The following is a 23,451-nucleotide window of genomic DNA, read 5'->3' on the forward strand; positions in this document are numbered from 1 at the left end:
AAAAAAAAAGAGAACCACCATGTGATTCTCTTTTAACATTAGTAGCGGGAACAGGACTCGAACCTATGACCTTCGGGTTATGAGCCCGACGAGCTACCTACTGCTCCATCCCGCGGTGTATCTTTAGAGTGTTTACCGAAAACACTTATAACTTAGTAGCGGGAACAGGACTCGAACCTATGACCTTCGGGTTATGAGCCCGACGAGCTACCTACTGCTCCATCCCGCGGTGTATCTTTAGAGTGCTTACCGAAAGCACTTAAACTTAGTAGCGGGAACAGGACTCGAACCTATGACCTTCGGGTTATGAGCCCGACGAGCTACCTACTGCTCCATCCCGCGGTGTATCTTTAGAGTGTTTACCGAAAACACTTAAACTTAGTAGCGGGAACCGGACTCGAACCGATGACCTTCGGGTTATGAGCCCGACGAGCTACCTACTGCTCCATCCCGCGGTGTATCTTTAGAGTGCTTACCGAAAACACTTAACTTAGTAGCGGGAACAGGACTCGAACCTATGACCTTCGGGTTATGAGCCCGACGAGCTACCTACTGCTCCATCCCGCGGTGTATCTTTAGAGTGTTTACCGAAAACACTTAAACTTAGTAGCGGGAACAGGACTCGAACCTATGACCTTCGGGTTATGAGCCCGACGAGCTACCTACTGCTCCATCCCGCGTTATTGGATTGCAAATGTACAACAATAATTTCAAAATCCTAATTTTTCTTTTAAATAAAGGAGTTTTATGAAAACTATTTTAATATTTGTATCTTTGTACTATGGCAAAAATATTGAAAATTTACCCAGACAACCCTCAGGAAAATCTTATAAATGAGGTTATTAAAACTTTGAATAATGGTGGATTAATTATTTATCCGTCTGATACAATTTATGCCTTAGGTTGTAATATTTTTGACATAAAAGCCATGGAAAAACTGGCTCAGCTGAAAAAAATGAAACTTGAAAAGGCTCAATTCTCTATTATTTGTAACGACCTAAGCCATCTTTCAGATTTTACAAGACCTATTGATACTTCTATTTTCAGGTTTTTAAAAAGTCACCTTCCAGGTCCTTTCACCTTTATTTTGGATGCAAACAAAAATGTTCCGTTAGCTTATAAAGGTCATAAAACAATTGGTATTCGTGTTCCCGATCATCCGATTCCGCAGCTTATTGTAGAAAAATTAGGACATCCGATTGCTTCAACCTCTATTAGAGATGATGATGAAGTATTGGAATATTCTACAGATCCAGAATTAATTGCTGAAAAATATGATCATTTGGTGGATATTGTTATTGATTCAGGCTATGGAGACAATGTAGCTTCTACCATCGTAGACTTGACTTCCGGAGAACCTGAATTAATCAGACAAGGAAAAGGAATTATTTAATTACACCTCCTCGGTCATTATCTATGAGTCTTAACGGAAAATATTCTTTAGGAATTCTACTCACTTTTGCACTACTTGCTTTAGTGATGCTATATGTATTCCCTTTTCTCACCTTGATAACCGGCACAAAAACCATGACAGCGGGTCTGTTTTTGAATAGCCGAATTGTCATTTGGGCCGTTTTATTGATAATCTTCCTTTACAGTAAGTTCATCGAAAAAAGTTCTCTTACCATTTGGAACGATAAAAAGTATCCGGTCTCATTTTATATTGGCGCAGTGGTGTGCCTTTATTTTATTTGCGCGATTGGTGGAGCGCTTTTAAACGGATTAATCTCAGTGATTACTCATGAAAAAATGAGTGATAAGCTTATTCAGCTGCAATCTATTTTTAAAAACAATTATTTTTTAATTATTTTCACCTGCTTAACGGCAGGCGTTGTAGAAGAGTATCTCATGAGAGGTTATATTCAGCCAAGAATTGAAAAAATATACAACAGTCCGTTTTTAGGAATCACCATTTCTGCCATTTTATTTGGAATTCTCCACAGCACATACGGAACCATAGGCCAGGTTGTAGGACCTTTCTTTATCGGAATCGTTTTCGCTGTATTTTATAAATTATATTCGAATATTAAAATCATTATCATGTGCCATTTTCTATTTGATTTTGTGTCTTTAATGATCATGAATTTTATTGATATTAAACATTTATCCGCTTTTTAAACAGTATGAAAATAATAACATCTCCTGCGAAATTAATGAACGTAGAAAACTCAACAGACCTTTTGAGAACTACAACCCCTAAATTCATTGAAGAAGCAGCACTTTTACAATCTCATTTAAAACTTAAATCTCCAAAATATCTTTCCGAGCTCATGGAAATATCGCCAAAACTGGCCGATGAAAACTGGGAAAGAAACCAAAAATGGAACGCAAAACCTACTGCAAAAGAATCTGCACCCGCCATGTTTGCCTTTACAGGTGAAGTATACAGAGGATTGGATGCTAAAACATTGGATAAAAATGCAGTAGACTATTTGCAAAAAAACTACAGAATACTTTCCGGATTGTATGGTTTATTGAAGCCATCTGACAAAGTAATGCTTTACAGACTAGAAATGGGCCGTAATTTCGAATTTGATCATTATAAAAATCTGTATGAATTCTGGAAAGAAAAAGTGACAGAACAATTGAATTCTGAAATGAAAAAGGATGAAGTTCTTCTCCATTTATGCAGTAATGAATATGGAAAAGTAATCGACAGGAAAAAACTGAATCACCCCGTAATCGATTTTGATTTTTATGAATTAAGAGAAGGAAAACTGAAAACAATTGTTGTGTACACAAAACATGCAAGAGGTTTGGTGGTAAGATTTTGCGCAGAAACCAATGCACAAACGTTGAATGATGTAAAAGCTTTCAATTATGAAGGGTACATGATTAACGAAGAAAAATCTACTGACACTAAACTGGTTTTCACAAGGTAATGATAATTCTAGAATATAAACAACACTTTCAAAATGAACTTTCCGAACTGTATACAGAATCGGAAAGCACTTTTTTATACTCCATTTTTATAGAGCATTTTTTAGGTCTGGATGCTTTTAATCAAAGAAGATTATCTGATCAGGAATTATTGATTGATGATGAAAATAAACTTCAAAAAGTTATTTCAGAGTTAAAAACCAATAAACCTTATCAACATATTCTAGGGGAAACCGAATTTTACGGAATGAAGTTTTTCGTAGATAAAAATGTATTGATTCCTCGTCCTGAAACGGAAGAATTATTGGAGATTGCTATTAAAAAAATTCACAATTCACAGTTTACGATTCAGAAGCTGAGAATCCTTGACATCGGAACCGGAAGCGGCGTCATTCCTTTGGTTTTAAAAAAACATTTTCCTGAAGCTGAAGTTTCCTCGATTGATTTTTCAGAAAAAGCATTGGAAGTCGCTAAAAGGAATGCCGCTTTTCATCAATTGAAAATCAATTTCATTCATGGTGATTATCTTAACTCTGAATTAACTGATTATTATGATATTATCATTTCAAATCCGCCCTATATCGGAATGGAGGAAGAGATTGAAATTGAAGATTCTGTAAAAGGATTTGAGCCTACCATGGCACTCTTCTCTCCTACTTCTGATGCGTTAATCTTTTATAGAAAAATAGCAGAAGACTCTAAGAAACATTTGAAGGAAAATGGACTTTTATTTTTAGAGATCAATCAAAAATTAGGACCCGAAACATTGAACCTTTATCAAGATTCATTTTCAGAAGTTGAGCTTATTAAAGATTTATCTGAGAATGACCGATTTGTTATTGGCGTAAAGTAATATCTATGAAAATCACAACTCACGAAATCAACCAAACCAGAATAGCAGAAGTAATTTCTGATGAAATTATCATACAAAACGCTCAAGATGGTCTAGAACTTCTGGGAAATATCTATTATCAGGATTTTGATAAAATTGTGATTTACAAAAAAAATATCACCCCTGAATTCTTTGATCTTAAAACAAGAATTGCGGGTGATATTCTTCAAAAATTTTCAAATTATCGTGTCCGTTTGGCTATTGTTGGAGATTTTAGCCAATATAAAAGCAACAGTATTAAAGATTTTATCTTCGAAAGTAATACAACTCGACACATCAATTTTATATCAACCTTAGCGGAAGCTTTAGAAAGGCTTTCAAGATAAAATAAAGAGAGTTTATTGTTTTAATTTAAATGAAAAACCTCTTTTAAAGGAATGCTTATCGGGGAATGATCCGGATTGGTTTCCATAATATCTGCCATAAAACTCCACCACTTTTTTATAATTTCAGCAGTTCCTAAATCCTGAGAACCCGAACCTTCTGAAACCGTTTGGTGAGCAAACAGGATATTAGTATCTTCATCCCAATAGATGGTATAATCTGATATGCCAGCGTTTTTTAATAACGCTTGTAGTTCGGGCCAAAGCTCATTGTGTCTTTTTTCATATTCTTTTTCACAGCCTGGCTTTAGAAACATTTTGAAGGATACTCTTTTTTTCATTATTTATTCTTTTAAACAAAAGTAGTTTCATTATTCTATAGAAATCAATTTTACAATCATTCTTTCTCAGGAACCCATTGTTCTTTCGTCTTTAATGTTAATAAATAATAAGCTCCGCCCCCAAGCAACATCGTAATCACTGCAGTAGATAAAGAAGGAATATAAACCTCTGTAATAATACCCGAAACAGCCCCTATTGCCCATGCTACAAATGCTTTTGAATTATACAAAGAACTGGCTGATGCAATACTCGCTCCCTTGCGAACAATAAACTGATCTACAATAATGATAGCGCCTATGGAGGGAATGATAACCCCCAACATAATTAACCATTTATCAAAATAAGCCCAAATGCCCGAAATGGCTATTATCGTGCCTATAATCCCTAAAACAGTCGCTGTAGATCTCATTTTTCCACCCAAAATGGCAGCCCATCCCACCGCTCCATTATACAGACAATGGGCGCAAACACTTCCTAAGTTGATCACCAAAACAATCAGTGCAAATACAGACCATGCTGCACTTCCTTTATTGGTTAAAAATAAAAATACATCAGGATTTTTCATTGCGGCTCCCGCAAGTACAGCTCCGAATATCAGCGCCACAGAATTGGCAAATGGAAAAGCAGAAAAAGTAGCAAATACCGACTCTTTGCTGTTTTTGGACCATCGGTTGAAATCACTTGTCAGTGTTCCGGAATCGAGAAACGTCCCCACTACAATCGTAAGACCTGTTCCAAAAGAAAATGCATTATTTCCTTCTGAAGAACTAATAACCTCCCACCCTACTTTAGCAATCACTTCGTAAGAAACCCAAGTGCCTACTAAAAAAAATAAAGGAGCCGAGATAATACCAATATAAGTGAGTGCTTTTATGCCAAATAACGTAAGAATTAAATAAGCAATCCCCGCCAATAGGGTAATTAAGAAAATATTACTTCCAAATGCTTGGTGAACTCTGTCTCCTACCATTCCTACTTGTACGGCAAACCACCCAATTACTAAAGTAGATAGTAATGCAGAAACCACTTTAGCACCCTTTTTTCCAAATGTAACACTGGATTGCAACGTGAAATTATATCCTTTTCGGGTCCCTAAAACGCCTAAAAGTCCAACATAGGAAAACAAAATAAAATTCCCTAATAGGATTGCCATAATTCCTTTATAAAAACCAAGACTTGTAACCAATAAAGCGCCTATAGCAGAAACAGAGATAATCATTGGAAATCCCAGCCAGATCATGGTAACAGACCATAGGCTTTTACGAGCACTCAAAGGAACTGGCGAATTTTCATATTCTGCCTCTAGATGATTTTCGTTTTTATTATTGCTCATACCCTTCTACTAAATAAGATTTAAAATCAGTGTTATAAACTCCCGAATTGATGATCGGTATAAAGATGCTGACCTGCTCTGTGGCTTCAACATCATCATTGGCGACAGAATGCACCACCTCAGCCGGAACAATGAAGGTATCTCCCGCTTTATAGGAGGTCCAAACTCCATTTAATAACAACTTTACATTTCCTTTGATAATATGTATTACTTCTGCCACATCATGGTAATGCGGTAACACCTGACCGCCGACTTCTATGCGCTCACGTAAAACCGCATTTACATTTACTTTGATCTGATTAGCAACAGTTGCTGGTAAAATTTCCTGATACGTTACCTTACGATGTACCTCAAAAGGGAGCCATGGAAGAGAATCACCTTCTAAAACTTGAGTTTCTTTAAGAGGAATGACAGATTGTATGGCCTCTGCTTTTTGTTTCAGTGCTTCTAATGCTGTTAATACTTTATCAGAGGTAGCCGTAGCTCCAAAAATACCGCCCTGCATTTTAACCATATGAATCGCTGCCAAGTAGTTGCTGTATTCTGTAGCCGCTGTAGCGTCTTCTACTAATAAGCATTCATACCCTCTATCATTGGCTTCTCTAAGCGTTGTGTGGACGCAAACATCTGCAGTAATTCCGGTTAATATTAAATTTTTAATGCCTTTATTTTTCAGAATTAAATCTAAATCTGTTGCATAAAAGCAACCTTTCCCCGGTTTTTCTATAATAATCTCATGAGCTAAAGGCGTTAATTCTTCTATGATTTGCCATCCGGGTTGGTTTCTTACTAAAATTTTTCCCATTGGACCTTCTGATCCTATTTCGGCACCAATTCCTTTGCTTCTCCATCTTTTATTATCGGGCAGATCTGATAAATTATCATCATGTCCTTCCCGTGTATGAATAATGGTAAACCCTGGTATTTCTCTGCCTAATTCAAGTAAATTTTTAATAGGCTTAATGGGTGCCTGGGTAAGAGAAATATCATACCCCATGCAATCTACATAGCCTCCTTTACCACAAAAATCTATTTGCATATCTATAATGATAAGCGCTGTATTTTCAACGGTGAAATTTTTGTTATACGGGTAATCGTAAGGAGTTGCTTTAATAATAATTTCTTCTGCATTTTCTTTCTTTTTTTCAGCAATAGGATTGCCTTCTTTTTCATTGTAATGGTTCATTTGTGTTGATTTTTAATTGTTAAAAAAAGATTTACAAATACCAACTTACTAAACTCGAGTTTAAAACAAAATAAAAAAAACCTGTTTTTAACGGTATTTTTTTGATCTTACAAAATCAGTCTATCAATTTCGGTCTGTTTTCACCGTAATGACATTTAAATTTTAACAATTTCTCAAGAATACTGTTCCTAAAAATTAAAGAGTATTTAGTCTCATTTAAAAGTCTCAATAATCCTCAAAAGCCTTCTAACAAAGACACTTTAAATGCAAAATTAACACATCTGTAATTTAACCCCTAAAACAATACACAATAATCTAATTAACAACTATTAAACAATTAATTTCACAACAAAATGATTTATATTGATAATTTATATATATTTGTGCGCAATCGATTACGCAAACAAAATCAAGTTAAAAACTAAACTCAATTAATATTATTAATCATGAAAAAATTCTTTATTTATTTCGTGCTTCTCTTCAGCTCCATGTGGCTGAAAGCGCAGGTTACCATTACCCAAGCTACGGGCTGGCTGGAAACAGCTTATATAAAATGGACTCCCATAAACGGAGTTGACAGCTATAGAGTCTATTATACAGGCGGTGGACTTACGAACAAACTTATAGACCCCCAACTTATCAGAAGTTACGGCTCTTATTTTAGAGCTGATATTTTAGGACTTAGTGCAGGAAATTACACGGTAAAAGTGGTTCCCGTGACGAACAATGTGGAAGGTCCTGAAGCAGTATCAAATACTTTAACAGTGCTTCCTCATGACAGAACAGGTTTTGCCCACAGCAACGGAAGAATTCCCGGAGCCTACAACCTCAACGGTACATTAAAATCAAATGCTGTAGTTCTTTATATTACCCAAGGAACAAAAAATACGGTTTCCCTGAACGTGACAGGAGCTAATACCAATCCTTGTGTTGGGTTACAAACTATTTTGGATGGCTTTAAAAAAGGAAATGACAGTAGACCTTTAGTTGTAAGATTAATTGGAAACATTACAGATCCTAGTTATCTGCTGAATGGCGATGCTGTTATTGAAAACAAAGGAATTGCTGCCAATTCAGTTACTTTTGAAGGTGTTGGTTCTGACGCTGTCGTGAATGGCTGGGGCGTAAGAATTAAAAATGCCACCAATGTTGAAGTTAGGAATCTCGGCTTTATGCTGACAGATGCTGCAGAAGGTGATAATCTAAGTTTACAACAGGATAACAGCTATGTTTGGGCTCACAACTGCGACTTTTTCTACGGAAAACCAGGCGGAGATGCGGATCAGGCAAAAGGCGACGGCGCATTGGATGCTAAAAAATCAACCTATATTACTTTTTCCTACAATCATTTCTGGGACAACGGGAAAAGCTGTCTTTTAGGATTAAGTGAAGGAACAACAGCCGGACTTTACATTACATATCATCACAATTGGTTTGATCATTCAGATTCAAGACATCCGCGTGTTCGTTATTATTCTGCTCATGTTTACAACAATTATTATGACGGAAACTCAAAATATGGCGTGGGATCAACTTTAGGTTCATCTGTTTTTGTAGAAGGAAATTATTTCAGAAACTGTAAATACCCTATGCTGATCTCAAAACAAGGAACAGATATCGCCAATAACTCTACAGGAACTTTTTCAGGTGAAAACGGTGGAATGATCAAAGCTTTCGATAATTATATGATCAATCAAAATGCTTTTATTCCTTACAATGCAACGAGTGCATCTGCTCAGTTTGATGCCTATGTAGCGACAACCAGAAACGAGGTATTAGGTGCAAATATCAAAGCTTTCCAAGGAAATGCAACGTATAATAATTTTGATACTAATGCTTCATTATATATCAATTCATTAGTCCCGGATTCTCCGACTGCCGCGAAAGATAAAGTAACACAATATTCAGGAAGGGTTTCTGGTGGAGACATCAATTGGGCTTTCAATAATGCTGTTGATGACACTTCCGATGCGGTAAATGCAGGATTGATGGCAGTATTACAAGGTTACACGCCTGCTCTGGTATTCGTACAAGGAGAAGCTTCAACTCCTGTGAGCTCTCAAACATTGCTTATTGCATCAAACAATGACCAAAGCGTAACATCAGGAAGTGCTATCGAACCTATGGTCTTTACATGGGGAGGAACCGCAACCGATGCTACGGTAACAGGCCTTCCCGCTTCCGGAATTCTCTTTGTGAAAAATGCCACGAACAAAACAATCACCGTATCGGGTATTCCCACTGCTGATGTAGATTTCACAATAAGCACAATGGGAACATCAGGAACTTCAGTTTCGGGAACAGGAAGTATTGCTGTAACTTCAACGGGAACGAATCCGCAAGGAAATGAAATCCATAATTTTACAGCTTCTAACTTAAGCAGTTCATTCTACTCGTTTACCTCGTCCAATATCAATTCTACAGATGGATCAACGAACTATGATGGACTAACATTAACAAAGCGCCTGAAAATTGAGTCTGCAACCACTATCAATTTTACAACCGCTGCTTCCTCATCATTAACATTGGTTTTTGATCCTACATTCAGTGGAACAGTAAAAGTAGATGGAACTTCTTATACAGCTTCTTCAGGAATTGTAATCATTCCTACCGTAAGTACAGGCTCACATTCTATCACCAAAGGAAGTGTTGCCAATTTATTTTACATCAAAACACAATATGCCTCTTCAGGGGTCTTGGGAACTCTTGAAAATAGAGTAGAAAAAGTAAAATTCTATCCCAATCCTGTAGAAACAGTTCTTTATATTTCAAATTCTGAAAAAGCTCCTGTTGAAAATCTCATTTTAATGAATAGTACAGGAGAAATCATTAAAAATATCAAAGGAAACATTCAATCTATTGATATGAGCGGATTCCAAACCGGAATCTACTTCCTTCAAGTAAAAACAAAACAAGGTATTGAAAATCACAAGATCATCAAGAAATAATTTTTAACAGCTAACCTTATATTTTTTTGACCGTCTCATTTGTTGGGGCGGTTTTTTTATTTTCTCTCCTCAAAAAAACAGACCGCATCTTCAATCGCATTTTCAATAGGCTGATATTCCATACCCAATTCATCAATTGATTTTTGATTATCGTAAAAGTTGTCGATTCTAAGGGCTTTCATATTGGTTGAACTTACGTTTGTTTTAACTTTAAATCTTCGTAAAACATCTCCAATGAACCCCAAAAAGATTAATAAAAAGTCAGGAATTGGAATCATCAACGGATTTTGATTCGTTACTGCATTTACTCGATTAAAGAATCCTTTATATTTCAAATTTTCATTGGTTAACAAATACTTCTCCCCGTTTCTTCCTTTCTCAATGGCTTTCAAAATTCCGTTGGCTACATCTTCTGCGTGAACGAAACTTTTTCCACCTTTAGGGTAGAAAACAAACTTTTTTTTCCATGCCCAAAATATAATTTTACCTGAGCTTGGTTTGCGATCATATTTTCCAATCATAAAAGTGGGATTCAGAATAATCACTTCGGTTCCTTGCTTATTTTGAAGAAGATAATTTTCGGTTTCCAATTTACTTTTAGCATAAAAAGAATGCGTGAAAGGATATTTCTGCAAACAGTTTTCAGTTCCTAATTTTTCCAAACTTCCAAAACCTAATGTATTGGCCGAACTTACAAATAGAAATCGATCAACTTGAGCATCCACAGCAAGTAAAAATAAATGAATAGTAGCATCATAATTTGTCTTTATATATTCTGTATAAGAGAGAAGATTGTGGCTGGTTTCTGCAGCAATGTGAACGAAATAGCTTACCCCTTTCAAATATTTTGAAATGTCATAGAATAAACTTCCTTCAATTAATCTCAGGTTTTTATTTTCTTCACCCAAATAGCTGCTTTTCTTGCGCACCAAAGCAATAACAAAATAACCATTTTCTAATAATTTATTAACCACATTAGCTCCCAGAAGTCCCGTAATTCCGGTGACAAAAACTTTTTTCATGCTTCTATTTCTTTTTTGATTGCAATCGTCATTAAAGGCAACGTAATCCAGATAGGTAAAACTTTCATCACAAGCCAACTAAAAGGATTCACCATAATCACCGAATCTCTTTTAAAAAGTTGATCAATACAATACCTAGCCACTTTATCAGGATCTAAAAGGGTTAATCTTCCTAAAAAGCCTTGTTTTTCAATTCTTTTGCAAACGTCATTATTGGTTTTCATGGCTCCCGGATTTACAACACTTACAAAAACATTGGTATCTTTTAATTCTTCATATAAACCTCTTGAGAAAGAATGGATAAAGGTTTTTGAAGCTGGATAAACTGTTTTAAAACCAATGGGAGAAAACGCTGCCATGCTCGAAACATTTAGAATGTATGACTGAGGCTGTTTCAATAAATTGGGAAGTAATTGATGAGTGATTAAGGAAGTTGCAGCAATATTTACCTGTAAAATAGTATTGATATAATCAGGCGTGGCATCCACAAACTTCATGGTTCCTCCCAACCCTGCATTATTAATGAGAATATGAATATCGAAGGAGTTATTCAACCATTCTGTCAGTTTAAAAATGTTTTCATTCACCGAAAGATCTACTTCATAATATTCGGTTTTTACGTGATAGCTTTCTGCAATTTCCTGACTTACTTCTTTCAGGTTTTGATCGGGAAGACTTATTAAAATTACATTGATATTTTTCTTGGCCAGACTCTCGGCAAATGCTTTCCCCAACCCCTGACTGGCTCCTGTGACCACTGCGTATGACTCTCTTTTCATTTCCATAAAGCAAATTTTATGGGACAAAAGTATCTTCAAAAAGCCTCTTTAATGTTCCAACCTATCGGAGCGAACGTCTTTTCATAAAAAAAGAACACAAAACAATCAATTAATAATCAAATGGTTAAATCTGAGAAAAGTTAAAACTTATAAACCTGAACTTATTTTTTTGAATTCAGAAGGCGTCTGATGGGTGATTTTTTTAAAGGTTGTATTAAAAGAAGTTTTAGAATTGAATCCAGACTCGTAGGCTATTCCTAAAGTCGAAAGTTTGCTACCATTATCTTTCAATAGTATTTTGGCATATTCGATTCTGTATTCATTAACATATTGGAAAAAATTCTTTTGGAATCCTGTGTTGATTACATAAGAAAGTTGATGAGTAGATACAGAAAGTATTTGAGAAAGCTTAATCAGATTCAGTTCGCTATCGAGATATGGTTTTTCAACTTTCATCACGTCTTCCAATGCTGTTTTAATTTTAGAAAGCTCTTCGTCGGAAATCAGCTTGCGTTTTACCTCTTCTTTGTCATTAGAAATATCCTCTATGGAAATCAATTCATGAAGCTGTTTTTCTTCTACAGGATAGATCTCCTTTTGTCTTAAACAATAGCATCCTACAAAATAAACAACCATCAGAAAAATGAAATTCATTAAATAATTCAGCGCATTCGCGTCATAAAAGATATTGTAGATCAAGAATATAATATTCATGACAAAGATGACTACAATAATGTGTTCGAGCCAGTTTAAATTTATCCCTTCTGTATTGGAAGAAAATAATTGAATTCTTTTCTGATGTTTTCGAATGGTAATATAAGAAAGCACTGTATAGAATAATGCCTGAGACAAAATAAGTATAAGAAAAACGATCTGAAAGACCCCATCAATATAAAAAACTACAAAACGATGAAATAGTATATTGGCTAAGAAAATAACCGGTAAAATAGCATATTTCAGATCTGAAATTTTGAATGTAAAGGCAGGGTTCGTGAAAAACAGAACACTGAAATAAAATATAATAGGCGTCAAGAACTGTATAACCTGTACAAAAAGCAACGAATGCACATCAAATTCTGAACCTTTCGCCAATGACAGAATTTCATCAAGCCAAAAGGTAGACCATAAAAATAGAAATATTCCAAACCAGGCATTTGCTTTTTTATTACCCTTTAAAGGATTGGTCAGCTCCAATAAAGAAAGTAAAACCAATGAACCATAAATAAGTATAACGATAAAATTGTTTAACTCTGTAGTGTTCATTGGTTTTATTATTTTAAAAAAGATTAATTTTTAACCTATTTTTTTCTTCACAAAGATCTCATAACTTAGGTATAATAAGGGAAGTGACATTATTCCTAAATATAAAAAGTTATTGATCGCAAGATCCGGATGCATCGCAATAGAGAATACCAATCCGAAGAATGCGCCTCCCAAATGTGCTGAATGTCCCAAATTATCCCACTGCTTTGGATTTAACATCATATAAACAGAATATCCAAAATATAATGTTCCGAAAAGCCATCCCGGTAAGAAGTTAACGCTGATTTCATTGGGAGCCATTGCTATAGAAGCAAAAATAATCCCTGAAACAGCACCTGAAGCCCCAATTGCAGAATACCAAGGTTGATTTTTATAAATAAGTAAGCTAAATAAATTCCCTAGGATCATGGATCCAAAGTAGATAATTAGAAAACCTATACTTCCAAAAAAATGAATAACCACTCCTTGAAAGAAATATAAAGACAACATATTGAAAAATAAGTGCATAAAATCAGCATGAAGAAACGCTGAACTCACCAATCTTATATATTCTTTTTTTGAATTGATTGCATTAATATTAAACTTATATTTTTCAAATAATTGAATATTATTAAGCCCCATATAACTGATGATACAGGTCACGGCAATAATTACTAAAACGATGATATTCATATTTTTTTTATTTAATTTTTTGAATCGGAAGCTCTTTTGTAGCTCCACCTTCGGAAGGAATCATGTCACTTTTAATATAAAACGTATTATTTTTGTTGTATAAAAAAAAGTCCAGATCAATTCCTGTATTTTCTCCTTCAATAATGATTTCGGGTAAAAATTTAACGGCTGTATTTTCATTATTCATTTTACCGAAACTTCCATACACATGCTGCATGACCAATTTTGTGGTATCATTCGGCTTTTCACACCAAAGATAAAAATGACCATCTTCAGGACCATCCAATACTAATTTGGCTTTCAGTTTTGTCCCATCATTTTCTCCTGCGTAATCAAGATAATCCAAATGATACTCTCCTTTCCATTTTGCAAAGTCTTTTTTATTGACTGCTTCATAGTCGGTATCTTCTTTTCTAATTTCTCCTTCTGTTGCTTCTTCGGGCTCTATTGTTTGGGCTGAATCAGCAATTTTGGTTTCCACCTTGGGTGTTTCAGTTATTTTTTCTTTTTTCTCTTTGCAGGAAAAGCCCATCATAAAGATGAGCACAGGAAATACAATTTTTTTCATGGTTTTATATTCTATTCGCTTTCAGTTTCTCCTGCATCAAACAAATCACCAATCACTCCTCCATCATCATCTGTCCCTTCAGTATTATCAGGTTCTTCATATACTTCAGGCTCTTCCTCTTCAGGTTCCGGAATGGTTACGTTGATTGTTTTTACTTTAAACTTCGTAAACTGATTACCAATAGCTTTAATTCCTTTCACCGCAATAAACTCATCGATATTAATGGTTTCAGGATCACGTTCTTTTCCTTTGTCTTTTGCAAAAGCAATCTCTGCAGTACAATTATTGGCCACAATTATATTTTCAATAAATGATTTATTATGCTCTGATGGCATAAAGGCCTGTGGATTTGTATTATTCTCTAGCAAGAATCGTTTGATAAAGTAAATTTCCTTCTCGCCATCATAGTAAATACAGGTGATGGGCTGGTTAGGTCTCCATTTTTCCAAGATCAGATATTCATCATCGAAACGGTTTCCTAAATCAAAAGAAATCAATTTAGCTTCTCCATTCCCTGTGACAATTAAAATTTTATCATCTCCTTTAAAGCTTCCGAGTAAAGTTCCTCTTCCGTCTGCATTCAATCTTCTTACCGTATCATCAAACCAAATTCTTCTTGGAGCCAACGTAGAAACGCCTTCTTCTTTAAGATCGATCTTTTTAATTGAATATTTGGTCACCAAATTCCCTTTAGAATCACGCCCTTTGATGGCTAATTCTGAGAAATCGATATCCATTTTATTTTTTCTGATTCTTGGGTTTGGCTTTAAAAGTACCGATACCGTTTCAGCTTCACCATTCGGGTTTGCTGAGAAATAAAGCGTTTCAGAGAATTTTTTATCCGATGCCAATGGGTAATCTGTATTTCTGGTTACCCCAGTTACAGAAAAACGTTTCATATAATAAGGTCCTTCTCTTCCTTCACGGTAGATCATGTTGTAAACCGTTCTCTTATCACTTTTCTTGAAAATGGCAACGTGTAAAATATCTTTTCCGATAAAAGTTTTGGCTTCCACTTTTACCACTTTCATACTTCCGTCTTTTCTGAAAGTAATAATATCATCAATATCTGAACAGTCGAATAAATACTGATCTTTTTTAAGAGAAGTTCCGATGAACCCTTCTTCAAAATTAGCATAGAATTTTTCATTGGCTACGGCAACTTTACTTGCATCAATGGTATCGAAAATTCTAAGCTCTGTTTTTCTTTCTCTATCCTTACCAAATTTCTTTTGAATATTTAAATAATAATCAATCGCATAGGTAATAAGGTGAGCCAGGTTATGTTTTACCAACTCTATCTTTCCTTCAAGAGCGGCAATATTTTCTTTAAATTTATCTAAATCGAATCTTGAAATTCTTTTAATTCTGATTTCTGTTAATCGAAGAATATCTTCCTGTGTTACTGCTCTTAACAAATGTTTCGTGTGAGGTTTTAAGCCTTTGTCAATTGTTAATAGAACATCATCCCAGGTTTCAACTTCTTCAATATCGTGGTAGATTCTGTTTTCAATGAAAATTCTTTCCAATGAAGAGAAATGCCAGTTTTCCTGCAACTCGTGAAGCTCAATCTCCAATTCTTTTTTAAGCAATGAAACCGTATGATCCGTATTCATTCTTAAAATCTCAGAAACGTTCAGGAACATCGGTTTATCCCCAACAATTACACATGCATTGGGTGAAATGGTTACCTGACAGTCTGTAAATGCATATAAAGCATCAATTGTTTTATCAGGTGAAGAGTCATTAGGAAGGTGAATAAGAATTTCTACCTTATCAGATGTATTATCTTCAATTTTTTTAATCTTGATCTTCCCTTTTTCATTTGCTTTTAAGATCGAATCAATTAAGTCGCTTGTATTCTTAGAAAAAGGAAGCTCGGTAATCACTAAAGTATGCTTATCCGTCTGCGTAATTCTCGCTCTGGCTCTCACTTTTCCTCCTCTATGACCGTCGTTATATTCAGAAACATCTAAATATCCTGCGGTTAAGAAATCAGGAAATACCTCAAACTTTTTACCTTTTAAATAGGCAACAGAAGCATTAATTAGTTCATTAAAGTTATGGGGAAGAATTTTGGTTGAAAGTCCAACACCAATTCCTTCAACTCCCTGAGCAAGAAGCAATGGGAATTTTACAGGAAGGTCTATCGGTTCATTATTTCTTCCGTCATAAGATTTTGCCCAATCTGTTGTTTTAGGGTTAAAGACAACCTCTAATGCAAAAGGCGTTAATCTTGCTTCAATATATCTCGCCGCCGCCGCAGAATCTCCTGTATAAATATTTCCCCAGTTTCCCTGAGTATCTATTAAGAGTTCTTTTTGTCCAATGGCAACCATGGCATCAGTAATAGACGCATCACCATGAGGGTGATATTTCATGGTATTTCCAACGATATTGGCAACTTTGTTGTAACGACCGTCTTCCAGCTCACGCATGGAGTGCATGATTCTTCGCTGAACAGGCTTTAAACCATCATAAACAGACGGAATTGCCCTGTCTAAAATTACATATGATGCATAATCAAGAAACCAATCTTTGTAAAGACCGGAAACTTTTTTTAAGCTTTCACCTTCATGAGAGTGTTCTTCTGTCATCTTTTATTTTTAACTCTTTTTTCTCGTTATTAGCTTTTATGACTCTACTTAAAGAGAATTTTAAATCGGTAATTTCTTTTTTTGTGAGATACGAAATTTCGTATTTTAACATCGTGGACCCACTAACTTTGCTTGAAATGGTAATATAAAGTCTTTTAATAAAGAAAATATCTATTATTTCATAGCTCAGCAGTTTGTATTTTGGGAATTCATCACTTAATGGTTTGTCTAAAAAAGGAACAATATTTCTGTTTTTAAAATTCAGGGCTTCCCCATCACTATCATATTCAAAAATCTGCCTTCCTCGTAAGTAAAAAGCAATTAATAAACCGACAGGAATAATTGGTAATAAATAGCCTTCTAATCCTAATACATTGAATCTGTATTCTTCTAATAGAAAAGCTGCAATACCAACCAAAACGCCCATTATTAATAGCGTATTCACAAAGTTATATACCGAAGCTTTGTTACGGTTACTTAATCTCATATTACTAGTGTTGTGGTTGTGATTTGGTTTTTACTTTATAAATTTATTTCATCTATCCTTCAGTTGGTATTACTTTTTTATCAATATCCGGATCTTCTACAACTAAATTATCCAGAATAAATAATTGCCTGTCTGGTGTATTTTTACCCATGTAAAACTCCAGTAACTGTTCTATGGTCTGATCTCTGCCGAGCACTACAGGCTCTAAGCGAATATCTTTACCAATGAAGTGTTTGAACTCATCGGGTGAGATCTCTCCCAATCCTTTAAATCGAGTAATTTCAGGGTTTTTACCCAACTCGTTTAATGCTTTTACTCTTTCTACCTCTGTGTAACAATATCTTGTTTCCTTTTTATTTCTTACCCTAAACAAAGGGGTTTGAAGGATATAAAGGTGTCCATTCTTAATAAGATCAGGGAAAAACTGTAAAAAGAAAGTGATCATTAACAAACGAATGTGCATCCCATCCACATCGGCATCGGTTGCAATGATAACCTGATTATATCTTAAATCTTCAAGACTTTCTTCAATATTTAAAGCGGCCTGAAGTAAGTTAAATTCTTCATTTTCATACACCACTTTCTTCGTAAGACCATAACAGTTCAAAGGCTTTCCTTTCAATGAAAATACGGCCTGCGTTTCTACCTGTCTGGATTTTGTGATAGATCCTGATGCAGAATCTCCCTCGGTAATAAAGATCTGTGTATCTCCTTTTCTTTCTGCCTTCTGATCATTATAATGCTGTCTGCAATCCCGAAGTTTTTTATTGTGAAGAGACACTTTCTTTGCTCTTTCTCTTGCTAACTTCTGAATTCCTGAAAGCTCTTTTCTTTCTCTTTCTGAAATCAATATTTTTCTCTGAATGGCTTCTGAAATTTCAGGATTTTTATGTAAGAAATTATCCAGTTTACTTTTCAGGAAATCGATGATAAATGTTCTTACCGTTGGTCCATTCGGGCCAATATCATTGGATCCTAATTTCGTTTTGGTCTGAGATTCAAAAACAGGCTCTTCCACATTAATGGAAATCGCTGCAATGATTGATTTTCTGATATCAGAAGCATCAAAATTCTTATTAAAAAATTCTCTGATCGTTTTTACATACGCTTCACGGAAGGCATTTAAGTGCGTCCCTCCCTGTGTTGTATTTTGTCCGTTAACGAATGAGAAATAGGTCTCCGTTTGAGATTTATCAGAATGGGTAATCGCCAATTCAATATCATTATCCCTCAGGTGAACAATTGGATAAAGAATTTCGCTTTCCACTTCTTCCTCTAATAAGTCTTTAAGACCATTTTCAGAATAAAATGTTTCTCCGTTAAAGATAATTTTCAATCCGGGATTCAAGTACGCATAATTACGGAGCATTCTTTCGATATACTCTTTTCTGTATTTGAAATGAAGGAAAATTTCTCCATCCGGAACAAATGAAATTTCAGTTCCGTTTCTGTCTGAAGTATCTTTTTCTTCATAGTCTTCCGTGATCATTCCACGAGAAAACTCGGCCATCTTCATTTTCCCTTCACGGAAAGATCGTACACGGAAATATTCTGAAAGGGCATTCACCGCTTTCGTACCTACCCCATTCAGACCTACCGATTTTTTGAAGGCTTTACTATCATACTTACCTCCGGTATTCATTTTGGAAACAGCGTCTACCACTTTTCCCAATGGAATTCCACGGCCAAAGTCACGAATCGCAACTTTACCGTCATCCACTTTTATTTCAATTCTTTTACCCGACTTCATCCTGAACTCATCGATAGAGTTGTCCAGAATTTCTTTAAGCAAAATATAAATACCGTCATCAGCAGATGAGCCATCTCCTAACTTCCCGATATACATTCCGGGACGTAAACGAATGTGCTCCTGCCAATCGAGGGTTCTGATATTATCTTCGGAATAGATTGGATTTATTTCTTGTGACATATATTATTTCAGCAAACATACAAAAGTACGAAATTGGACAAAATTATCCGAATTTTTTCAATTCGTTTTTTAAAGATTTTCTTCTATGTATTGTAATATTATCAATCAAACTATATATTTACAGTATTATTCAATATAATGTGAAAAAACCAACTATACTTTATTTAATTTCATTTATAATTTTCTTTTCCACATTTTTTTCAGCCCAAATTCCGGGATTGGTAAATTATAGTGAAGAAAATGGGTTAAACAGTTCTTACACGTACAGGTTGAGCCAGGACAATAATGGATTTATCTGGGTAGGAAGTGATAATGGATTATTCAGATTTGACGGAAAAGAATTTAAACAGTATAATAAAAAAGACGGCCTTAAAAATATTGACGTTCTAGCCTGTTATCCTTTATCAAACGGTGAAATTTTCATCAATCCTTTTTTGAATGATTTTGCTTATCTTAAAAATGGGAAAATCATTAATTCCGACACCAATAAAGAGCTCAGAAAAATACAGTTCGGGCATAATCCGGACATTTATATCGACAAAGAATCTCTCATTATCTACACCACTTACAATCCTAAAAATTTATACCAATATAAAAACGGAAAAGTAAGTACCATCCCTTTATACTTCAAGAATAGCCCCAATATCACAAATTATGTATTTGGTTTTGACCCATCAAACCATCTCCTCTATCTTTCTGACCAAAAGACAAACATTCAGGCTTACCATATCATCAACAAAACAATGACGCCCTGTAATATTTTCTCTGGGAAAGGCACTGCCATTTTTAGAAAAGGAGATTATTTCATTTTCAGGCATAAAAGAACAATAGAGATCTATAAAAGAGAAAATAATTTTCATTTTAAAAAGCTTCAGTCGTATACCATTAATGAAAATATTCACCAAATGATTGTCGATAAAAACTACAAAATTTGGCTTTGTCTGGAGAAAGGCGGCTCCTTATACTTTAAAGAATCCTTATTAGAATTTGATACACTACAACTGTCTACGCCTACCAGAATCTTAGACGATTATATTATCAATGATATCATGATGGATAAAGATAATAACGCTTGGTTTTCTACTCGGAACAATGGTATTTTCTTTATCGGAGATCGTTTTTTTAAAAATTACATTCATTTACCCATTAAAAATAATTCGGGATATATTACGGCTATTGCTAAAAATGACAACAACATAATTTTAGGATACAATGAAGCTAAAAGCGGAATTTTCAACTCAAAAAAGATAGAAAACATCGTCCTTGAGAAAAACCGAAAAATTGAACATAAAGCAATTTATGCGAAAGGAAACACCCTCATTTTCGGATTGAGTTTAACTCTTATTCAGTATAATATCCGTACCAGGAAAAAAGAAATTTTACGGGAATGTAACATTAAAAATATCATTCCATACACTGAGAATTCTGTTCTTCTTTGTACGAGCAATGACCTGACAGCCTATCATTACCTCAATAAAACCTTCATCGAAATCCTCAAAGAAAGAGTGTATAATGCTTTACCTTATCATCAGGACAGTATTTTTGTCGGGAGCTTTAAAGACCTCTACAAACTGAATAGTAACACCAAGAAGAAAACCCTTTTCTTAGAAGGATATTATTTTACCGACCTTAAAAAACTCAAGCAAAATGTATATGTAGGAGCAACTAATCTCAACGGAATCATTTTATTTAATAATAAAGGGATTACACGAAAAATCACAGAAAAAGAGGGGCTTCCGACCAGCCAGATCAAAAAAATAGAAGTTGAAAATGATCATACCTTTTGGGCAAGTACAAATTCAGGCCTTTGCAGAATTGAAATACAAGAGAAGCATTTTAAAATCAATAATTTCACTCAGACAGACGGGCTTCCTTCTAATGTGGTGGCGGGATGCGTAATAAAAAATGATACCGTTTATGTAGGAACTTCAAAAGGATTGGGCGTTCTTCCCATTCATGATCTTTTTACCCAACAAAAATTCATAAACAAAAAAGTAATTATCAACTCGGTTACTATTGGAAACAAAGAGTTTTTTGACAGACAACAGCACCTTACAGGACAAACTCCGGATAATAATATAAGCTTTAATCTAAGTTTTCCTGATTATAGTTCACAAGGAAAAATCAATTATAGATATAAAGTGGAAGGCTTAAATGAGAATTGGCAGATCAGCAATTCACCCATTATTACCTTTAATGCGATTCCGCCCGGAAAGTATATTTTTAAAGTCTTCGGATTGGGCTATAATGGCAAACAATCTTATATTTCGTCTGATGTGGCTTTTGAAATCAGTCCTAAATTCTGGCAAACCTGGTGGTTTAAAGTTTTCTCAATCTTGGTATTTGCCGCGATTATTTTCCTTCTTATCAACCTATATTTTCAGAAAAAACGAAATAAGAAACTAGAAAACCTTTACTACGAGAAGAAAATTGCCGAGCTTGAACTTCAGGCTATAAAAGCGCAAATCAATCCTCATTTTATTTATAATTGTCTTAATTCTATTCAGTTTTTGCTGTATAAAAAAGATTACCAGGAAACGGAAAACTATCTTGATGTTTTTTCACAAATGATCAGAAAAACGCTTCATTATTCAGAGAAAACCTTTATGCCTGTCAATGAAGAGGTCGAGTATCTATCTTTATATTTAAATATGGAAAAACTTCGCTTAAAAGACCAGTTTGAATATAAGATCACCGTTTCTGAAAAAGTAGATAAAAGCTGGATCATTCCTTCTTTATTGATACAGCCTTTCGCTGAAAATGCCCTAAAACATGGGATTGCCAATCTTAAAGACAGAAAAGGAATTATTGATATTTCATTTGATCATATTGATTCTTCGCTTTGCATAACGATTGAAGATAATGGTGTAGGCATCAACAATACATCTGAATCCATGGGGAAAATAAATTCTTTTGGGGTAAAATTATCGCAAAAAAGAATCGAAACTTTCAAACAACTTTTCGACACTCATATTATTTTAGAAATCAATAATCTTCAGGACAGCCAACAAAAACCAGGAACTCAAATTAAACTATATATAACGCCCTATGAAAACCAAAACACAAGTCTGCATCATTGATGACGAAAAAGACGGGAGAGATTACATTTCTCTTTTATTAGAAAACGAGTTTCCGGACATTCAGATCTCATTTCAGGCATCGAGTGTTGAGGAGTCTTATATTTATCTGACCAAAAATACCCCCGACATTCTTTTTCTGGATATACAGCTGAAAGACGGTACCGCTTTCGATCTTTTATCGAAGTTCAGGGAGGTTGATTCTCAGATTATATTTATTACCGCATTTGAAAATTTTGCCATTCAGGCGATAAAAAACGGCGCTACAGATTATCTTTTAAAGCCTATCAAAAAAATTGATTTTATTATTGCAGTACGTAAAGCTTTAGATAACATTAAAAAAAATAAAGGTACTTCTTCTGCTCAATATCCTTCTAAAAACAAGATAAGCCTTCCTACGCTACAGGGGTTTAAACTCACCAATATCACTGATATTATCCGCTGTGAGGCCGATTCCAGCTATACTACATTTTATCTTACCGATAAAACTAAGATCATTGTATCTAAAACATTACATGACTTTGAAGAACATCTTTCGGAGCATAATTTCTTCCGGATCCATCATAAACATCTTATCAATCTTATTCATTTAAAAGAATATCTGAAAGGCAAAGGCGGACAGGTAGTGATGACAGACAATTCTATTTTGGATGTGTCCGTTCGTAAAAAAAATGACTTTTTATATAAAATAGAACATCTGGATTAGATTACACTTATTAGAAAAACAGGCACAGTTACTGATTCCTGATTGGGAATATTTACCGTTCAGAATATTTTTGAAATCTAAATTAATTCAGAATTATTATGAAAAACGTAAAGAAATTGTCCCGAGAAGAGCTGAAATCTGTAAGCGGTGGATATTCATGCTACTGCGGAAATGATTATGCAGGAGATTTTGTTTTGGCTCAAACTTGTGTAAGTGTATGCTCTATGTGGGATATTTTAAAACCTGTGAAACCGACTAATCCTCATTAAAAATCAACCCGATTAAATCCCCAACATGCCCTGTAGACAACTGCAGGGCATTTCTATTTTTAACTATTTGGGAAATCAATAAAACTTAAACTAAATCACATTTAAGAGAAATGAATCAACACTTATTAGTGAGAACACAACACTTGTTAGTCCTCCATACCGTGATATTGAATATCC

At 34.7% G+C, this 23,451-nt stretch carries 20 protein-coding genes and 6 tRNA genes; 9 read left to right on the forward strand and 17 right to left on the reverse strand.

Annotated features, from left to right (window positions below; all coding sequences use genetic code 11):
* Positions 1-42: 42 nt before the first annotated feature.
* The 6 genes from AMQ68_RS03815 to AMQ68_RS03840 all read right to left on the reverse strand — a co-directional run bounded on the left by AMQ68_RS03815 (position 43) and on the right by AMQ68_RS03840 (position 680).
* Positions 43-115, reverse strand: a tRNA-Met gene (locus tag AMQ68_RS03815).
* A gap of 41 nt (positions 116-156) precedes the next feature.
* Positions 157-229: transfer RNA gene (locus AMQ68_RS03820), tRNA-Met, on the reverse strand.
* 40 nt (positions 230-269) lie between these two features.
* Positions 270-342, reverse strand: a tRNA-Met gene (locus AMQ68_RS03825).
* Positions 343-382: 40 nt separating this feature from the next.
* Positions 383-455, reverse strand: a tRNA-Met gene (locus tag AMQ68_RS03830).
* 39 nt (positions 456-494) lie between these two features.
* A tRNA-Met gene (locus AMQ68_RS03835) sits at positions 495-567 on the reverse strand.
* A gap of 40 nt (positions 568-607) precedes the next feature.
* A tRNA-Met gene (locus AMQ68_RS03840) sits at positions 608-680 on the reverse strand.
* A 101-nt stretch (positions 681-781) separates the two neighbouring features.
* Here AMQ68_RS03840 and AMQ68_RS03845 point away from each other — a divergent pair.
* From AMQ68_RS03845 to AMQ68_RS03865, 5 genes are read left to right on the forward strand one after another with little or no spacing between them, the layout of a single operon-like run.
* Positions 782-1,393, forward strand: coding sequence for an L-threonylcarbamoyladenylate synthase (locus AMQ68_RS03845; RefSeq protein WP_054509278.1), 612 nt, complete (start codon positions 782-784; stop codon positions 1,391-1,393).
* 23 nt (positions 1,394-1,416) lie between these two features.
* Positions 1,417-2,118 carry a CPBP family intramembrane glutamic endopeptidase gene (locus tag AMQ68_RS03850; RefSeq protein WP_082383958.1) on the forward strand — a complete coding sequence of 234 codons (702 nt, stop codon included), beginning with the start codon at positions 1,417-1,419 and terminating at the stop codon, positions 2,116-2,118.
* A 5-nt stretch (positions 2,119-2,123) separates the two neighbouring features.
* Complete coding sequence (yaaA, locus tag AMQ68_RS03855) at positions 2,124-2,882, forward strand: peroxide stress protein YaaA (RefSeq protein ID WP_054509280.1); 759 nt, start codon at positions 2,124-2,126, stop codon at positions 2,880-2,882.
* The gene (prmC, locus tag AMQ68_RS03860) at positions 2,882-3,733 is read left to right on the forward strand and encodes a peptide chain release factor N(5)-glutamine methyltransferase (RefSeq protein ID WP_054509281.1); all 852 of its coding nucleotides are present in this window, start codon (positions 2,882-2,884) and stop codon (positions 3,731-3,733) included. The genes yaaA and prmC overlap by 1 nt, the downstream gene beginning before the upstream one ends.
* Before the next feature lie 5 nt (positions 3,734-3,738).
* Positions 3,739-4,098 (forward strand): DUF4180 domain-containing protein, encoded by a 360-nt coding sequence (locus AMQ68_RS03865; protein ID WP_054509282.1) that lies wholly within the window; start codon positions 3,739-3,741, stop codon positions 4,096-4,098.
* A 20-nt stretch (positions 4,099-4,118) separates the two neighbouring features.
* Here the strand turns inward: AMQ68_RS03865 and rhaM are convergent, their stop codons facing one another.
* From rhaM to AMQ68_RS24795, 3 genes are read right to left on the reverse strand one after another with little or no spacing between them, the layout of a single operon-like run.
* Positions 4,119-4,436 (reverse strand): L-rhamnose mutarotase, encoded by a 318-nt coding sequence (gene rhaM, locus AMQ68_RS03870; RefSeq protein ID WP_054509283.1) that lies wholly within the window; start codon positions 4,434-4,436, stop codon positions 4,119-4,121.
* A gap of 56 nt (positions 4,437-4,492) precedes the next feature.
* Positions 4,493-5,770, reverse strand: a complete 1,278-nt coding sequence (locus AMQ68_RS03875) for a cytosine permease (protein ID WP_054509284.1) — start codon at positions 5,768-5,770, stop codon at positions 4,493-4,495.
* Entirely contained in the window at positions 5,760-6,956 is a 1,197-nt protein-coding gene (locus tag AMQ68_RS24795; RefSeq protein ID WP_082383959.1) for an isochorismatase family protein, read from the reverse strand. The genes AMQ68_RS03875 and AMQ68_RS24795 overlap by 11 nt, the downstream gene beginning before the upstream one ends.
* Positions 6,957-7,402: 446 nt before the next feature.
* Here AMQ68_RS24795 and AMQ68_RS03885 point away from each other — a divergent pair, with 446 nt between their 5' ends.
* Positions 7,403-9,904, forward strand: a complete 2,502-nt coding sequence (locus AMQ68_RS03885; RefSeq protein ID WP_054509285.1) for a T9SS type A sorting domain-containing protein — start codon at positions 7,403-7,405, stop codon at positions 9,902-9,904.
* A 56-nt stretch (positions 9,905-9,960) separates the two neighbouring features.
* Here AMQ68_RS03885 and AMQ68_RS03890 read toward each other — a convergent pair whose 3' ends face one another.
* The 8 genes from AMQ68_RS03890 to AMQ68_RS03925 form a co-directional block, all read right to left on the reverse strand.
* Positions 9,961-10,926, reverse strand: coding sequence for an NAD-dependent epimerase/dehydratase family protein (locus AMQ68_RS03890; RefSeq protein ID WP_054509286.1), 966 nt, complete (start codon positions 10,924-10,926; stop codon positions 9,961-9,963).
* Positions 10,923-11,711 carry an SDR family oxidoreductase gene (locus AMQ68_RS03895; protein WP_082383960.1) on the reverse strand — a complete coding sequence of 263 codons (789 nt, stop codon included), beginning with the start codon at positions 11,709-11,711 and terminating at the stop codon, positions 10,923-10,925. Before AMQ68_RS03895 ends, AMQ68_RS03890 begins: the two co-directional genes overlap by 4 nt.
* A 141-nt stretch (positions 11,712-11,852) precedes the next feature.
* A complete protein-coding gene (locus tag AMQ68_RS03900) occupies positions 11,853-12,968 on the reverse strand; it encodes an AraC family transcriptional regulator (protein WP_054509287.1) in 1,116 nt (371 codons plus the stop codon).
* 30 nt (positions 12,969-12,998) lie between these two features.
* Positions 12,999-13,640, reverse strand: coding sequence for a rhomboid family intramembrane serine protease (locus AMQ68_RS03905; protein ID WP_054510015.1), 642 nt, complete (start codon positions 13,638-13,640; stop codon positions 12,999-13,001).
* Positions 13,641-13,647: 7 nt separating this feature from the next.
* On the reverse strand, positions 13,648-14,208 hold the full coding sequence (locus AMQ68_RS03910) for a hypothetical protein (protein WP_123905598.1): 561 nt from the start codon (positions 14,206-14,208) through the stop codon (positions 13,648-13,650).
* Between the two features lie 11 nt (positions 14,209-14,219).
* On the reverse strand, positions 14,220-16,805 hold the full coding sequence (locus AMQ68_RS03915; protein ID WP_054509289.1) for a DNA gyrase/topoisomerase IV subunit A: 2,586 nt from the start codon (positions 16,803-16,805) through the stop codon (positions 14,220-14,222).
* Entirely contained in the window at positions 16,783-17,292 is a 510-nt protein-coding gene (locus AMQ68_RS03920; protein ID WP_054509290.1) for a hypothetical protein, read from the reverse strand. The genes AMQ68_RS03915 and AMQ68_RS03920 overlap by 23 nt, the downstream gene beginning before the upstream one ends.
* A 52-nt stretch (positions 17,293-17,344) precedes the next feature.
* Entirely contained in the window at positions 17,345-19,222 is a 1,878-nt protein-coding gene (locus tag AMQ68_RS03925) for a DNA topoisomerase IV subunit B (protein ID WP_054509291.1), read from the reverse strand.
* Positions 19,223-19,440: 218 nt separating this feature from the next.
* Here AMQ68_RS03925 and AMQ68_RS03930 point away from each other — a divergent pair, with 218 nt between their 5' ends.
* The 3 genes from AMQ68_RS03930 (at position 19,441) to AMQ68_RS25240 (ending at position 23,274) form a co-directional block, all read left to right on the forward strand.
* Positions 19,441-22,302: a histidine kinase gene (locus AMQ68_RS03930; protein WP_123905599.1), complete on the forward strand. Its 2,862-nt coding sequence runs from the start codon at positions 19,441-19,443 to the stop codon at positions 22,300-22,302.
* Positions 22,271-23,005 (forward strand): LytTR family DNA-binding domain-containing protein, encoded by a 735-nt coding sequence (locus AMQ68_RS03935; RefSeq protein WP_054509293.1) that lies wholly within the window; start codon positions 22,271-22,273, stop codon positions 23,003-23,005. Before AMQ68_RS03930 ends, AMQ68_RS03935 begins: the two co-directional genes overlap by 32 nt.
* A 98-nt stretch (positions 23,006-23,103) precedes the next feature.
* Positions 23,104-23,274 carry a hypothetical protein gene (locus AMQ68_RS25240; protein WP_160317958.1) on the forward strand — a complete coding sequence of 57 codons (171 nt, stop codon included), beginning with the start codon at positions 23,104-23,106 and terminating at the stop codon, positions 23,272-23,274.
* Positions 23,275-23,451: the final 177 nt, after the last annotated feature.

Source organism: Chryseobacterium sp. ERMR1:04 (assembly GCF_001297705.1).
In the GTDB taxonomy this organism is placed as follows: Bacteria; Bacteroidota; Bacteroidia; order Flavobacteriales; family Weeksellaceae; genus Chryseobacterium.

Coding starts and splice junctions, on each gene's coding strand:
- AMQ68_RS03845 (WP_054509278.1), top strand. CDS start 782: ATGGCAAAAATATTGAAAATTTACCCAGACAACCCTCAGGAAAATCTT.
- AMQ68_RS03850 (WP_082383958.1), top strand. CDS start 1,417: ATGAGTCTTAACGGAAAATATTCTTTAGGAATTCTACTCACTTTTGCA.
- yaaA (WP_054509280.1), top strand. CDS start 2,124: ATGAAAATAATAACATCTCCTGCGAAATTAATGAACGTAGAAAACTCA.
- prmC (WP_054509281.1), top strand. CDS start 2,882: ATGATAATTCTAGAATATAAACAACACTTTCAAAATGAACTTTCCGAA.
- AMQ68_RS03865 (WP_054509282.1), top strand. CDS start 3,739: ATGAAAATCACAACTCACGAAATCAACCAAACCAGAATAGCAGAAGTA.
- rhaM (WP_054509283.1), bottom strand. CDS start 4,436: ATGAAAAAAAGAGTATCCTTCAAAATGTTTCTAAAGCCAGGCTGTGAA.
- AMQ68_RS03875 (WP_054509284.1), bottom strand. CDS start 5,770: ATGAGCAATAATAAAAACGAAAATCATCTAGAGGCAGAATATGAAAAT.
- AMQ68_RS24795 (WP_082383959.1), bottom strand. CDS start 6,956: ATGAACCATTACAATGAAAAAGAAGGCAATCCTATTGCTGAAAAAAAG.
- AMQ68_RS03885 (WP_054509285.1), top strand. CDS start 7,403: ATGAAAAAATTCTTTATTTATTTCGTGCTTCTCTTCAGCTCCATGTGG.
- AMQ68_RS03890 (WP_054509286.1), bottom strand. CDS start 10,926: ATGAAAAAAGTTTTTGTCACCGGAATTACGGGACTTCTGGGAGCTAAT.
- AMQ68_RS03895 (WP_082383960.1), bottom strand. CDS start 11,711: ATGGAAATGAAAAGAGAGTCATACGCAGTGGTCACAGGAGCCAGTCAG.
- AMQ68_RS03900 (WP_054509287.1), bottom strand. CDS start 12,968: ATGAACACTACAGAGTTAAACAATTTTATCGTTATACTTATTTATGGT.
- AMQ68_RS03905 (WP_054510015.1), bottom strand. CDS start 13,640: ATGAATATCATCGTTTTAGTAATTATTGCCGTGACCTGTATCATCAGT.
- AMQ68_RS03910 (WP_123905598.1), bottom strand. CDS start 14,208: ATGAAAAAAATTGTATTTCCTGTGCTCATCTTTATGATGGGCTTTTCC.
- AMQ68_RS03915 (WP_054509289.1), bottom strand. CDS start 16,805: ATGACAGAAGAACACTCTCATGAAGGTGAAAGCTTAAAAAAAGTTTCC.
- AMQ68_RS03920 (WP_054509290.1), bottom strand. CDS start 17,292: ATGAGATTAAGTAACCGTAACAAAGCTTCGGTATATAACTTTGTGAAT.
- AMQ68_RS03925 (WP_054509291.1), bottom strand. CDS start 19,222: ATGTCACAAGAAATAAATCCAATCTATTCCGAAGATAATATCAGAACC.
- AMQ68_RS03935 (WP_054509293.1), top strand. CDS start 22,271: ATGAAAACCAAAACACAAGTCTGCATCATTGATGACGAAAAAGACGGG.
- AMQ68_RS25240 (WP_160317958.1), top strand. CDS start 23,104: ATGAAAAACGTAAAGAAATTGTCCCGAGAAGAGCTGAAATCTGTAAGC.